The sequence below is a fragment of the Rhizobium sp. 57MFTsu3.2 genome (assembly GCF_012932765.1).
GTDB classification, from domain to species: Bacteria; Pseudomonadota; Alphaproteobacteria; order Rhizobiales; family Rhizobiaceae; genus Rhizobium; species Rhizobium altiplani.
Genome location: NZ_JDWI01000006.1, coordinates 139,295 through 152,299 on the forward strand (window position 1 = coordinate 139,295; position 13,005 = coordinate 152,299).

The following is a 13,005-nucleotide window of genomic DNA, read 5'->3' on the forward strand; positions in this document are numbered from 1 at the left end:
GGCCGACAGGACGACCATCATGACACGCGAAAAGATCTACCTCTTCGACACGACGCTCCGCGACGGGCAGCAGACGCCCGGCATCGACTTCTCCGTCGAGGACAAGATTGCGATCGCGAGCATGCTGGATGAGTTCGGCCTTGATTATGTCGAAGGCGGATATCCCGGCGCCAATCCGACGGACTCCGCCTTCTTCAGCGAGAAGCGCACGACACGGGCCCGCTTCGTCGCCTTCGGAATGACGAAGCGAGCCGGCATCTCGGCCTCAAATGATCCGGGCCTCGCAGCCCTCCTGCAGGCTGAGAGCGACGCGATCTGTTTCGTTGCCAAGAGCTGGGACTACCATGTGAAGGTCGCGCTCGGCTGCACCAACGAGGAAAATCTCGAAAGCATCGCCGAGAGCGTCAAGACCGCCGTTGCCGCCGGTAAGGAGGCAATGGTCGACTGCGAACATTTCTTCGACGGCTACAAGGCAAACCCCGCCTATGCCATCGCCTGTGCAAAGACGGCCTATGACTCCGGCGCGCGCTGGGTCGTTCTCTGCGACACCAACGGCGGCACGCAGCCGCCGGAAATCCGCGCGATCGTCGAGGCGCTGATCGTGGCGGGCGTTCCCGGGCACTGTCTCGGGATCCATGCGCATAACGATACCGGTCAGGCGGTGGCCAATTCGCTCGCAGCCGTGGAGGCAGGCGTTCGCCAGATCCAGGGCACCTTGAACGGGATCGGCGAGCGCTGCGGCAATGCCAATCTCGTGACGCTGATCCCGACACTGGCGCTGAAGGAAACCTATTCCCATCGCTTCGAGACAGCGATCGACAGTGAACGGCTGACCAACCTGACGCGCCTGTCGCATGCATTTGACGAACTTCTGAACCGCTCGCCGGACCACCAGATGCCCTATGTCGGCGCTTCGGCCTTCGCGACCAAGGCCGGCATCCATGCCTCCGCGCTGCTCAAGGATCCCCGCACCTACGAGCACGTGACGCCTGATAGCGTCGGCAATTTCCGCAAGGTCATGGTCTCCGACCAGGGCGGCAAGGCGAATTTCATCAACGCTTTGAAGCGCCGCGGCATCGAGGTCGGCAAGGATGATCCGAAACTCGACCGCCTGATTGCGCTGGTCAAGGAGCGGGAGGCTTCCGGTTACGCCTACGAGGGCGCCGACGCGAGCTTCGAACTATTGGCGCGCCGCACCCTCGGAACCATCCCGGAATTCTTCTCGATCGAGGGCTTCCGCGTCATGGTTGAGCGCCGCTTCGATTCCCATGGCCGCGTGAAGATCGTCTCGGAAGCGGTCGTGAAGATCGTCATCGAGGGGCAGACGATCATGTCGGTTGCCGAAGGCGACGGCCCGGTCAACGCGCTCGACCTCGCGCTGCGCAAGGATTTCGGGAAGTATCAGCATGAGATCGACGATCTGGTGCTGGCCGACTTCAAGGTGCGTATTCTCAATGGCGGCACCGAGGCCATCACCCGCGTTCTCATCGAATCCACCGATAGCGACGGCGTGCGCTGGTGGACGGTCGGCGTGTCCGAGAACATCATCGATGCGTCGTTCCAAGCGCTTGTTGACTCGGTCATCTACAAGCTGATGAAGAACCGGCAATTGGCGGGCAAGATCGCGGCGGAGTAGCCGTCAGCGGCTGTAGACAAGGCCCCAATCCTTCTCCGAATACCATTCGTCGCCCTGTCGCTCGGTTTTCCAGCGCAGGGCGCAAACATGTTGCATCCCGCCGCGGCCGAACGAGGCTTCAAGCCGTCTGTAGCTGTCAAATCCGCCGGATACGGCCTCCGCCCAAACGAAAGCCACCGGGCACAGAAACTCCACCGCGTAAGCATCGTCTTCACGGCGAAAAAGGAAAAAGCCGGCATAGGAAGCCAATCCCGTCGGCCCCGTGGCATCGACGTCGGGAACGCCGAGCGGAAAGATTAGCCGACCACCGATCGACAGGTGCTCCACCCAGGGATCGGCGGGACGGTGAACCGCAAAATTGACGTAGACGGCATTGGTCAGTTCGCGTGGCCACTCCACCCCGTTGCCATGGACGACCTTCACATTTGGATAGTCCCGAAGATTGGCCTCAGCGCGCGCCGCCAGTTCCCCGTCGAACTCCACGGCAATCACGCAACCCTCGGCGCCAACGAGCAGGGACATGATCGCTGTATAATAGCCGCTGCCGGCGCCCACATGACAGACCATGTCGCCGCGCCGGAGCGCCAGCTTGTGTATTCCCCGGGCGTGTAGGCTCGGGCTGCCGTTGTTGACGTGCCGCTTGTGCTGAAGCGCAAACAACGCATCCTGATAGACGACGGAGGCATCGCCCGAGGGAACATCGACGTAGCCGTACCAACCTGCCATCCTCCACGGTGGCGGCCCCAGAAAGCGCTCGCGCGGGACAGTCGCGTAGGCCTGCAACAACGCATCGTCGTCCTGAATGCCTTCCTTCGTAAGCACCCGTGATGCATATGCTCTGCGACACTGCGCAAGAGCTTCGTCGTCCATATCCTTCACCATCGCGATGGCCGGCAATATTCACCGAAATGAATTGGCCTATTCACGTCCGTTAAGTTAAGCGGCTCATAACGAGAACAAATATGGAAACACTCGATGTCTGCTAATGCAAGCGCCGCGATTGCCAAAAACGAAGACAGTCCCCGTGGCTTCGCCTTTGCGCTGGTAGCCTATCTTCTGTGGGGTTTCCTACCGATCTACATGAAGGCCGTCGCTCATATCTCGCCGGCCGAGGTCATTGCTCATCGAATTCTCTGGTCCTTGCCCCTGGCAGGTCTGGTGCTCATCGTTCTCGGCCGCACCCAGGATATCCGGATAGCCCTGCGGTCACCGCGGATGCTGGCCATGGCAGCGCTCACGGCAGCGCTGATCACCGTCAACTGGGGTACCTATGTCTGGGCGATCGGCGCCGGCCATTCGCTCGATGCGGCGCTCGGCTATTTCATCAACCCGCTATTCAGCATCCTACTCGGCTCCGTGCTATTGAAGGAGCGGCTGCACCCCATTCAGATCGGAGCGATTGCGTTGGCTGGACTTGCAGTCGTCGTGCTGGCGCTCGATAGCGGCGGTGTTCCATGGGTGTCGCTGACGCTGACGATTTCCTGGGGGCTTTACGCTCTGTTTCGCAAGACGTTGCCGCTCGGCCCGAACCAGGGTTTCTTTCTCGAAGTGCTGATCCTCAGCATCCCGGCGTTTTTCTACATTCTCTATCTCGAACTCGGCAGCGGGGAAGGACACTTCTTTCGCACCGGCGGGGCCGATACGGCCCTGCTGCTCGGTTGCGGCGTCGTTACCGCCGTACCGCTGATGATCTACGCCAACGGCGCCAAGCTGCTGCGGCTTTCGACCATCGGCATCATGCAATACATCGCGCCGACGATGATCTTCCTGATTGCGATCTTCGTGTTCCACGAACCTCTCGGCACCGCACGCATGATCGCCTTCCCACTGATCTGGGCGGGACTCTTCCTCTACAGCTGGGCGATGATCAAAGGGAACCGGGAGCGCTAACTCCCGGCCCTACATCTTCGAAATAACGGCGTCCTCGCCGTCACTGTCGACCGAAGCAATTTCAGCCGCCTGCGCCATGATGCCAGGGATGATCTCGGATATGTCGTCGATGACGAGCGGCTGAACGCGATGGGCGGTGTGGACGAAGCCTTCGTCCGTCATGTGGCGCATGAGCTCCATCATCGGGTCCCAGAAGCCGTTGACGTTGGCAAAGACCATCGGCTTCTCGTGACGGCCGAGCTGCGCCCAGGTCATGATCTCGACGATTTCTTCGAGCGTGCCGATGCCGCCCGGCAGCGCGACGAACGCATCAGAGCGCTCGAACATCGCATGTTTGCGGGTATGCATGTTAGGCGTTACAATCAGTTCATTGAGCTGGCCGAGGGAATGGCGAGTAGCCTCCATGTCGATCAGGAACTCGGGAATGATCCCGGTCACCTGGCCCCCGTTCGAAAGCACGCCGCTCGCCACAGCCCCCATGATGCCCTTGGTGCCTCCGCCATAGACGAGGCGCAGGCCGTAGTCCGCGATTTCCTTACCCAGCGCACGGCCGGCCGCCATATGGCGAGGATCGCTGCCCGGTCGCGAGCCGCAGTAAACACAAATGGAGCGAATGGAATGAGATTGATCTGTCATAGGGGCAAACAACTATTCTCTCTGTCTCCAGTCAAGAAAAATGACGGAAAAGCTGCGTCGTACTATTGCCTTACCGCTTTGACTGCTTGTGCAAAGCAGCGGGAATCGCTAGCAATTTTAGTAAGTCCGGCAAGATTGCCGCCTGGGGAGACGTGATGATGAGAAACCGTGCCGGCTTGCTGGCCCTTGCAGTGCTTGTAATCGCAATTCTATTGATGGTCTTTTTTGTCATGCCCCGCATCGGCGGAGACGCCGCCAAAGTTGGTGATGCAATTAACCAGGCCGGCTCCGAAGTAAAGAAAACAGTCACCGAAACCGCCAAGACATCGCGCCCTTCAGTTCCCGACGATGCAGAGACCACGCAGAAAGTCGGTCGGCTTGCTTCGGAGGCGGGCCAATCCATCTCCGAACTTAAGGCGCTCTTTGCAGACGGCAAGGGTCCGACACAGGAAGTTTTCGAGACAGCCAAGTCGAAGGCGACGACCTCACTGCAGGCACTTGCGGACTTTGCGATTCCTGATGGCACGAACCCGGTCACGGCTGCCGCCGCCACCAAGGCAAAAGACGATGCAGCCAAGGCGCTGACGATCGTCAAGGCGCTACCGGAGAATATTGCCGATGCGGCAACGGCGATCGCAAAAGCCGAAGCGGCGCTGACAGGCTCCCCGGAGCCGGCCAGCGAACCGTCGGTCGCGGCCTCGCCTGCGGAAAACACCAACAAGCTCCCCACTTTCGACGTGCTGCGCGTAGAACCGGATGGCTCTACGGTCATCGCCGGTTCGGCAGTACCGAACAGCAAGCTTGAAATCCTGGATGGGGACAAGGTCGTAGCGACGACGGACGTCGGCCCGACTGGCGATTTCGTTGCGGTGCTCGATAATCCGCTCTCCGCCGGCGACCACCAGCTCGTCCTGCGAGCCACCGGCAAGGATGGCAAAGCTTCGACATCGGAAGAAGTTGCGACCGTATCCGTTCCCACGGATGGCAAGAACTCCGAACTGCTGGCGATGGTCTCCAAGCCGGGCACCGCCAGCCGCGTCATAACCGCGCCCAAGCCGGATACTCAGGTCGCCTCCAATGGCAGTACTGCTCCGAGTTCGTCGGATGCCGCGAGCGCGCCGGCTGGTGCAGGTCCGACGACGGCTAACGATGTCATGGTCAGCGCCGTCGAGATCGAAGGCGACAAGATCTTTGTCGCAGGCATGGCGAAGGCCTCGGCGAACGTCGTCGCCTATGCCGACGACCAGCTGATCGGCAAGGCGAAGGCCGGTCCCGACGGTCATTTTGTTGTCGATGGCGTGATGCCGCTTTCGGTCGGCGATCACAAGATTCGCGTCGATGTTCTCAATGACGCCGGTAAGGTCGCCGTTCGCGCGTCGGTGAATTTCAACCGCCCGGAAGGAAATCAGGTCACTGTTGCCGCGCAGAGCGTGAAGCCTAACGGCGGAAGCGCGGCGGGGACCGTGCCACTGGATGAAAGTACGCTCGGAAAGCTGAAGAATGATGCCGCCAAGGCCTTCTCCCTGCTCAACGGGCTCTTCGCCGACGGCAAGATACCGGGAGTGGAAGAGCTCGCGGCTGCCCGCTCTGCCACCGAGTTCGCCCTGCGTGCCATCGTGGAATTCCGCACCGCGGCCGATGCCACAGCCGACGTCAGGCAGCAGGCTTCGACCACAGCCCAGGCCGCAGCCGATGCCCTGAGCATGCTGCAGGCTCTGCCAAAGGATGCGAAATCCGTCGGCGATGCGCTGGGCAAGCTCGGCGCCGGCATCGCCCAGCTGACCGCTCCTTCCACTGCACCGGCCGCGCCGAATGCACCTGCGACCAACGAGATCGCTGGAGACCAGGGCGGTCCGACGACGATCGAGCAGGCGCCGCTCGCACCGAGCAACGAGACGGTCATTATCCGCCGCGGCGATACGCTCTGGCAGATATCGCGGCGCGTCTATGGTGCGGGCGTTCGCTACACGACGATCTATGTCGCCAACGAGGACAAGATCACAAACCCGGACCGCATCTTGCCGGGACAGATCTTCGGCCTTCCCAAGGATGCCCTGCCGAACGCGGAAGAGCTTCACCGCAAGCGGCTGTCGGGCGAACACCTCTAAGGCGATCCCATCTTGATAGAGCGGCCGGACGGATATCACGTCCGGCCGCTCTTTTCCTGCGGCACCCATTTGTTGTATTGGTCCCGCCAACCCCTGTGTGGCGGTGACGACGATCATGTCCGGCGAGCCTCTTTCGGCATTTCCGCGGCTCCCAAATTTGTCGGCAACGCAGCGCCATCAGCGCCTTTCGGCGGGAGATTCGCATGGCAAACGACAAGACAGTCTCTGATTCCAACCTCCTGCGGACGCTGTTCAATCTGTGGCCCTACATGTGGCCAACAGGTCGCCCGGATCTCAAGATGCGGGTCGTCTGGGCTTCGGTTTACCTCCTCGTTTCCAAGTTCGTACTGCTGCTCGTCCCCTATTTCTTCAAGTGGTCGACCGATGCGCTGAACGGGAAGATGGACCTCGCCGGCAAGCTGCCGGACCTGCTTGTCGGCGCGACGGCGTTGGTCATTGCCTACAACCTCACCCGCCTCATCCAGCTCGGTCTGAACCAGTTGCGCGACGCGCTCTTTGCCAGCGTCGGGCAGCATGCTGTCCGGCAATTGGCCTACAAGACCTTCGTGCACATGCATGAACTGTCGTTGCGCTTTCATCTCGAACGCAAGACGGGTGGACTTTCGCGTGTCATCGAGCGTGGCACCAAAGGGATCGAGACCATCGTGCGGTTTACGATCCTCAACTCCGTGCCGACGCTGATCGAATTTTTGCTGACGGCCATCATCTTCTGGTGGGGCTACGGCTTTTCCTATCTCGCCGTCACCGCGTTCACCGTCTGGGCCTATATCTGGTTCACGATCCGCGCCAGCGACTGGCGCATCGCGATCCGCCGGGCGATGAACGACAGCGATACCGACGCCAATACCAAGGCTATCGACTCCCTCCTCAACTTCGAGACGGTCAAGTATTTCGGCAACGAGGAGATGGAGGCCCGGCGCTTCGACAGGTCGATGGAACGCTACGAGAAGGCGGCCACGGATGTCTGGACCTCGCTCGGCTGGCTCAACTTCGGCCAGGGCGTGATTTTTGGCCTGGGCACGACGGTGATGCTCATCCTGTCGGCCCTTGCCGTCCAACGTGGCGAGCAGACGGTCGGCGACTTCGTCTTCGTCAACGCCATGCTGCTGCAGCTTTCCGTTCCCTTGAACTTCATCGGCTTTGTCTATCGTGAAATTCGCCAGGGGTTGACGGATATCGAGCAGATGTTCGATCTCCTCGAAGTCAAGGCTGAAGTGATGGATGCGCCCGAGGCGGCGCCTTTGGATATCAGGCAAGGTGCCATCTCCTTCAAGGATGTGCACTTTTCCTATGACCCTGCCCGTCCGATCCTAAAAGGTATCTCCTTCGAAGTGCCTGCGGGCAAGACGGTCGCCGTGGTTGGTCCGTCGGGCGCCGGTAAATCGACCTTGTCGCGCTTGCTCTATCGTTTCTATGACATTCAAAGCGGTTCGGTCTCGGTCGATGGCCAGGACATCCGGACAGTGACCCAGAAGAGCCTGCGATCGGTCATCGGGATGGTCCCGCAAGACACCGTCCTTTTCAACGATACGGTTGCCTACAACATCCGCTACGGGCGTCCATCGGCTACTGATGCAGAGGTCAAGGCAGCAGCCGAGATCGCCCAGATCGCTCACTTCATCGATCTGTTGCCCGAGGGCTTTGATACCAAGGTTGGCGAGCGTGGCCTGAAACTCTCCGGCGGTGAGAAACAGCGCGTTGCGATCGCCCGAACGGTCCTAAAGGCGCCGCCGATTCTGATCCTCGACGAGGCAACATCGGCCCTCGACACCACCACCGAGCGCGATATCCAGACCGCACTCGATGTCGTATCCAAGAACCGCACAACGCTCGTCATCGCCCACCGGCTGTCAACGGTTATCGGCGCGGACGAAATCATCGTTCTGAAAAGCGGCGAGATTGCTGAACGCGGCACCCACACCGCACTTCTCCAGAAAAATGGCCTATATGCCTCGATGTGGAACCGCCAGCGCGAGGCCACGCAGGCCGAAGAGCATCTGAAGCAGGTCCGCGAGAGCGATGACATGGGGGTTGTGAACAGGCTTGCTCCGGCGAGCTAGCCTGAATGGACGGCATTTGAGCTGCTTTGCTGTTCAGAAGCCCGTCATAGATGTGTGGTCAAGGAGCCGCAGCATTGCCCCAGCTGCGGTTTCCCTGTAACCAGCGATGAGAAAAGAGCGTCAAAGCACAACGCGATCTTTCAGATTCGCTTGTTGCGCTTTAGTTCTTTGTTTTCACGCATGTCTTTGGCCCGAAACCGGTTGCCGCTTTCGGGAGACATGCTTTAGGAGCGCGGCATAAATGAGCTTGTTCAATACGGTACGCAACACGATCGTTCCGGTGCACAAGGAAGGTTATCCCTTCATCGCCGCCTTCTTCGTCGCCTCGCTCATTCTGGGCTGGATCTTCAAGCCGCTGTTCTGGATCGGGCTGATCCTGACGCTGTGGTGCGCCTATTTCTTCCGTGATCCCGAGAGAATGACGCCGCAGGATGACGATCTCGTCATCTCGCCGGCCGATGGCAAAGTGTCGTCGGTCCAGATGGTCGTACCGCCCGCCGAACTGAATCTCGGCAGCGAGCCGATGCTGCGGATCTCGGTGTTCATGAACGTCTTCAACTGCCATGTGAACCGCTCCCCGGTGCGCGGGCGGATCGTCAGCGTCAACTACCGGTCGGGCAGCTTCGTGAATGCCGAACTCGACAAGGCAAGCGAAGACAACGAACGCAACGGTCTTGTCATCGAAACCTCGCACGGCCAGATCGGGGTCGTTCAGATCGCCGGCCTCGTTGCTCGGCGTATCCTTTGCTGGGCCAATACCGGCGAGCCTCTGGATGCCGGCGAACGCTTCGGCCTGATTCGCTTCGGTTCGCGCCTTGATGTATTTCTCCCGGCCGGCGCAGCGCCCCGGGTGACGCTCGGCCAGACGGCAATTGCCGGAGAAACCGTGCTGGCCGAATTCGGCTCCACCAAGGGCCCGGTCGTCAGCCGTCGAAGCTAGACTGGAGCGCGACATGGAAACGCCCTTCCCGCCTTTCGAGCCCAACGGTCCGCCTGACGATTCGGGCCGCGGACCACGGCTTCGCGAGATCCCGCTTCGCCTTATCATTCCCAATCTCATCACGATCCTGGCGATCTGTGCCGGCCTCACCGGCATCCGCCTTGCATTCGAGAACCGGTACGAGCTTGCGGTCGGCATGGTGCTTCTCGCCGCGTTCCTCGATGGGATCGACGGCCGCGTTGCCCGCCTGATGAAGGCGACGTCGAAGTTCGGCGCGCAGATGGATTCGCTGGCTGATATCGTGAATTTCGGCGTCGCGCCCGCGCTTGTCGTCTATGTCTTTGCACTGGATCAGGCCCGCTCCATCGGCTGGATCGCCGCCCTGATCTACTCCATTGCGGCGGGCCTTCGTCTGGCTCGCTTCAACGTCATGGCCGAGCGCGAGAACAAGGCAACCTGGCAGTCGGAGTATTTCGTCGGCGTGCCCGCGCCAGCCGGCGCAATGCTGGTGCTGCTCCCTGTCTATCTCGGCTTCCTTGGGCTGACGACCGATCGCACTTTCGCTTATTTTTCATCCGTTTATACGGTTCTGATCGCGTTCCTGCTCATTAGCCGCCTTCCTGTCTGGTCGGGCAAGTCCGAGGGCAGCAGGCTGCGGCGTGATCTGGTGCTGCCGGTCATGCTCGGGGTCGTTCTCTACGTGGCGCTACTGTCGAGCTTCACATGGGAAGTCATGGTCGTGACCGCCGTCATCTACCTGCTGACGTTGCCGTTCGGCGCGCGCAAGTGGAAGCGGAAATACGGCACGCTGACCATCGAGGAACCGGGTGTCGGCGAGGACGATATCGGCCGTCACATCTGACATTTTTCAACTCTCCTTTGCCGAAGAATGCCTGACTCAAGCCTCGCGAAATATGCATCGGATACACAATTCCTGATAAGCGGCGCCTCGATTTTGTCGCTATTACACGCAAAAGAGCAATAAATATAAGAGTCTAGGGACAGCACACGTGAGGAGAGTATTGTGACCCCGAAGAAGACAAGCGTCGAACAGCCGGCGAAGTCCGACCTCAGCGCCAACTACCGCCCGCTCGGCCTGAAGGCCGTTCTTGCGGCCGCCCTGATGCTCAAGAGCAAGCCACCGCTCGTCAAGAAGATTGCCTAGGGCGAGGCAAATGCCGCGCTGTCGATGGGACCGACAGCGCCAAGACCAGGCTCTTGCCTCCATGCTTCATTGAAAATCCAACGCGCGTCCTTATCCCGCGCGACGTGGTTGAACCGAACTGCTAGGATGTCCATAGGCCAGTTCGGAGGCGATATGACCGACGTCCAGACAAATCGCAAGCTCAGTGCGATCCTTGTCGCTGATGTCGTTGGCTATTCGCGGATGATGGCAAAGGATGAGGCAGGCACACTTGCCGCGTTGAAGCATCACCGGCTGTCTGTCTTCAATCCTGAGGTCGAGAATCACAACGGCCTCGTCATCAAGCTTGTTGGCGACGGCGCTCTCGTCGAGTTTGGCAGCGCCGTTGATGCGGTCAAGTTTGCGCTTTCGGTGCAACGCACCGCCGCCGCTTCGGGCAACGACGCCTCCCATCCAGGAATCACGCTGCGCATCGGGATCAATCTCGGCGATGTCGTTATCGATGGTGACGATATTTATGGTGACGGCGTAAACATTGCCGCGCGTCTGGAACCGCTGGCGGAACCCGGCGGTGTCTGCATCGCATCGAGCGTCAGGGAGAACATCGTAGGCCGCGTCGACGCGGAATTCGAGGACGGTGGCGACGTCCAACTCAGGAACATCGATCGGCCAGTCCGGATCTGGAAATGGCAGCCGGACGCTCACCCAAGCCCTACCAGTGCTCTCTTGCAAAAGGCAAAAGACAACCTCCGGCCGTCGCTGGCCGTGCTTCCCTTCCAGAATATGAGCGGCGATGTCCAGCAGGAGTATTTCGCCGATGGCGTTGTCGAAGACATGATCACGGCGCTCAGTCGTTTCCGCTCCTTCGCGGTGATCGCCCGCAACTCCTCCTTTATCTACAAGGGCCGCGCGATCGATGTGCGCCAGGTCGCTCGCGAGCTTGGCGTACGCTACGTGCTGGAAGGCAGCGTGCGGCGCGCCGGTAACCGCTTGCGCATTACCGCACAGCTCGTCGAAGGCGCGACCGGTGCGCACCTGTGGGCAGAGCACTACGATGGCTCTGCGGAAGAAATTTTTGATTTCCAGGATCGCATCACTGAGAGCGTCGTCTCGATTGTTGAGCCCCAGATCAAGTCTGCCGAGATCGCGCTTTCACGAAGGGAGTGGCCAGAGAGCATTGAAGCCTATGATTTCTACCTTCAGACCATGGGAAGCTTCTACTCCGACATGCCAGAGCGGAACGACGCCTCCCTCGCCCTGATCAACAAGGCAATCGCCCTCGAGCCTAACAACGCGACCTATCTTGCGACGGCAGTCGGGTTGCTCATGCAACGCGGCACTCTGGGCTGGAAGCTGCCGGGGGTCGAGGATCAGCGAGCACTCTGCGAGAACTACATCGAGCGGGCGCTTGTGCATGGCCACGGCGACGCGTCCGTCGTGGGGATCTGCGGCAATACTCTGATGCAGTACCTGAAGCAGTACGATCGAGGTTTCGAGTTGGTCTGCCAGGCCGTTGCCTTCAACCCCAACAACCTCGACGTCGTCAATTATGCGGGCGTCGCGAACCTCCATTGCGGCAGTCTCGATGAGGCCGTCACATATTTCCTGCGCGCCGAACGACTGAGTCCAAACAGCCTTGGTGCTCATTGGAACCTTACCGGGCTGGCTCATGTCGAAATGGTCCGCGGGAACTATGAAGAGGCTCTGGCCTGGGGGCGCAAATCCATGGCGGCGAATGCCTATTACGGTCCGTGCTTCTGGATGATGATTGCGGCCAATGCAAAACTCGGACGCATGGACGAAGCGCGGCGGCACCTTGCGGGTCTGCTTGCATTCTCGCCCGGCGTCACAGTCGCCCGCATCCGCGCCGGCCAAGCCGCCAAGAACCCTAACCGGATCGAACCGATCCTCACAGGGTTGGCGCTCGCCGGCATGCCGGAAGCCTAGGCCGGGTGGAAGAAGCGGACCAGCAGACTGATCGCCAGCAGCCCCATGACAATGCCGATGATGACATCGAGAACCCGCCAGGCTGCGGGTTTTGCAAAAACCGGCTGCAACAGGCGAGCGCCGTAGCCTAGGCCGAAAAACCAGATGAACGACGCCGTCGCGGCACCGACACCGTAGGCGATGCGGTCTGCACCGCTATAGGGCGCGGACAGACTGCCAATCAGAACGACCATGTCCAGATAGACGTGCGGGTTCAGAAAGGTAAAGGCTAGGCAAGACGCGACTGCAGCCTTCAGACCCAGTGTCTGCGGAGAACCCGCCTGCATCGCGCCGGGATGGAGAGCGCGACGGAATGCCAGAACGGCATACGAACCGAGAAAAATTGCCCCACCTAGCGTCACAGCCGAGATGAGAGTCGGCGACTGGGCAACAAGCGTTCCCAGCCCGGCAACGCCGGCTGCGATCAGCACTGCATCCGATACGGCGCAGATCAGGCACAGGATGAAGACGTGTGAGCGCAGCAGGCCTTGGCGCAGAATGAACGCATTCTGTGCACCAATGGCGATAATGAGCGACGCACCAAGGAAGAAGCCGGAAAGCGCGGCAGAAATGGAGATCATGTG

The 13,005-nt window shown here is 60.3% G+C and carries 11 protein-coding genes; 8 read left to right on the plus strand and 3 right to left on the minus strand.

Annotated elements, in window-relative coordinates; all coding sequences use genetic code 11:
* The first annotated feature begins 19 nt into the window (after positions 1–19).
* Entirely contained in the window at positions 20–1,636 is a 1,617-nt protein-coding gene (gene cimA, locus AF71_RS09240; protein WP_018857398.1) for a citramalate synthase, read from the plus strand.
* Positions 1,637–1,639: 3 nt separating this feature from the next.
* Here the strand turns inward: cimA and AF71_RS09245 are convergent, their stop codons facing one another.
* Entirely contained in the window at positions 1,640–2,506 is an 867-nt protein-coding gene (locus AF71_RS09245) for an rRNA adenine N-6-methyltransferase family protein (RefSeq protein ID WP_169681084.1), read from the minus strand.
* A gap of 105 nt (positions 2,507–2,611) precedes the next feature.
* Here AF71_RS09245 and rarD point away from each other — a divergent pair, with 105 nt between their 5' ends.
* Positions 2,612–3,526, plus strand: a complete 915-nt coding sequence (rarD, locus tag AF71_RS09250; protein ID WP_025659843.1) for an EamA family transporter RarD — start codon at positions 2,612–2,614, stop codon at positions 3,524–3,526.
* A 9-nt stretch (positions 3,527–3,535) separates the two neighbouring features.
* On the opposite strand, the gene AF71_RS09255 is transcribed toward rarD, so the two are convergent.
* Positions 3,536–4,162 (minus strand): TIGR00730 family Rossman fold protein, encoded by a 627-nt coding sequence (locus tag AF71_RS09255; protein WP_026371809.1) that lies wholly within the window; start codon positions 4,160–4,162, stop codon positions 3,536–3,538.
* A 155-nt stretch (positions 4,163–4,317) separates the two neighbouring features.
* Between AF71_RS09255 and AF71_RS09260 the strand changes: the two genes are divergently transcribed.
* The 6 genes from AF71_RS09260 to AF71_RS09285 all read left to right on the plus strand — a co-directional run bounded on the left by AF71_RS09260 (position 4,318) and on the right by AF71_RS09285 (position 12,382).
* On the plus strand, positions 4,318–6,270 hold the full coding sequence (locus tag AF71_RS09260; protein ID WP_169681086.1) for a LysM peptidoglycan-binding domain-containing protein: 1,953 nt from the start codon (positions 4,318–4,320) through the stop codon (positions 6,268–6,270).
* 203 nt (positions 6,271–6,473) lie between these two features.
* The gene (locus tag AF71_RS09265; protein ID WP_018857403.1) at positions 6,474–8,351 is read left to right on the plus strand and encodes an ABC transporter ATP-binding protein/permease; all 1,878 of its coding nucleotides are present in this window, start codon (positions 6,474–6,476) and stop codon (positions 8,349–8,351) included.
* 241 nt (positions 8,352–8,592) lie between these two features.
* Positions 8,593–9,291: a phosphatidylserine decarboxylase gene (locus AF71_RS09270; RefSeq protein WP_025659847.1), complete on the plus strand. Its 699-nt coding sequence runs from the start codon at positions 8,593–8,595 to the stop codon at positions 9,289–9,291.
* A gap of 13 nt (positions 9,292–9,304) precedes the next feature.
* Complete coding sequence (gene pssA, locus AF71_RS09275; RefSeq protein ID WP_018857405.1) at positions 9,305–10,153, plus strand: CDP-diacylglycerol--serine O-phosphatidyltransferase; 849 nt, start codon at positions 9,305–9,307, stop codon at positions 10,151–10,153.
* A gap of 162 nt (positions 10,154–10,315) precedes the next feature.
* A complete protein-coding gene (locus AF71_RS09280; protein WP_007531226.1) occupies positions 10,316–10,456 on the plus strand; it encodes a hypothetical protein in 141 nt (46 codons plus the stop codon).
* Between the two features lie 153 nt (positions 10,457–10,609).
* Complete coding sequence (locus AF71_RS09285; RefSeq protein ID WP_169681088.1) at positions 10,610–12,382, plus strand: adenylate/guanylate cyclase domain-containing protein; 1,773 nt, start codon at positions 10,610–10,612, stop codon at positions 12,380–12,382.
* Here the strand turns inward: AF71_RS09285 and AF71_RS09290 are convergent.
* Entirely contained in the window at positions 12,379–13,002 is a 624-nt protein-coding gene (locus tag AF71_RS09290) for a LysE/ArgO family amino acid transporter (RefSeq protein ID WP_113470698.1), read from the minus strand. The genes AF71_RS09285 and AF71_RS09290 overlap by 4 nt on opposite strands.
* Between the last annotated feature and the right edge of the window lie 3 nt (positions 13,003–13,005).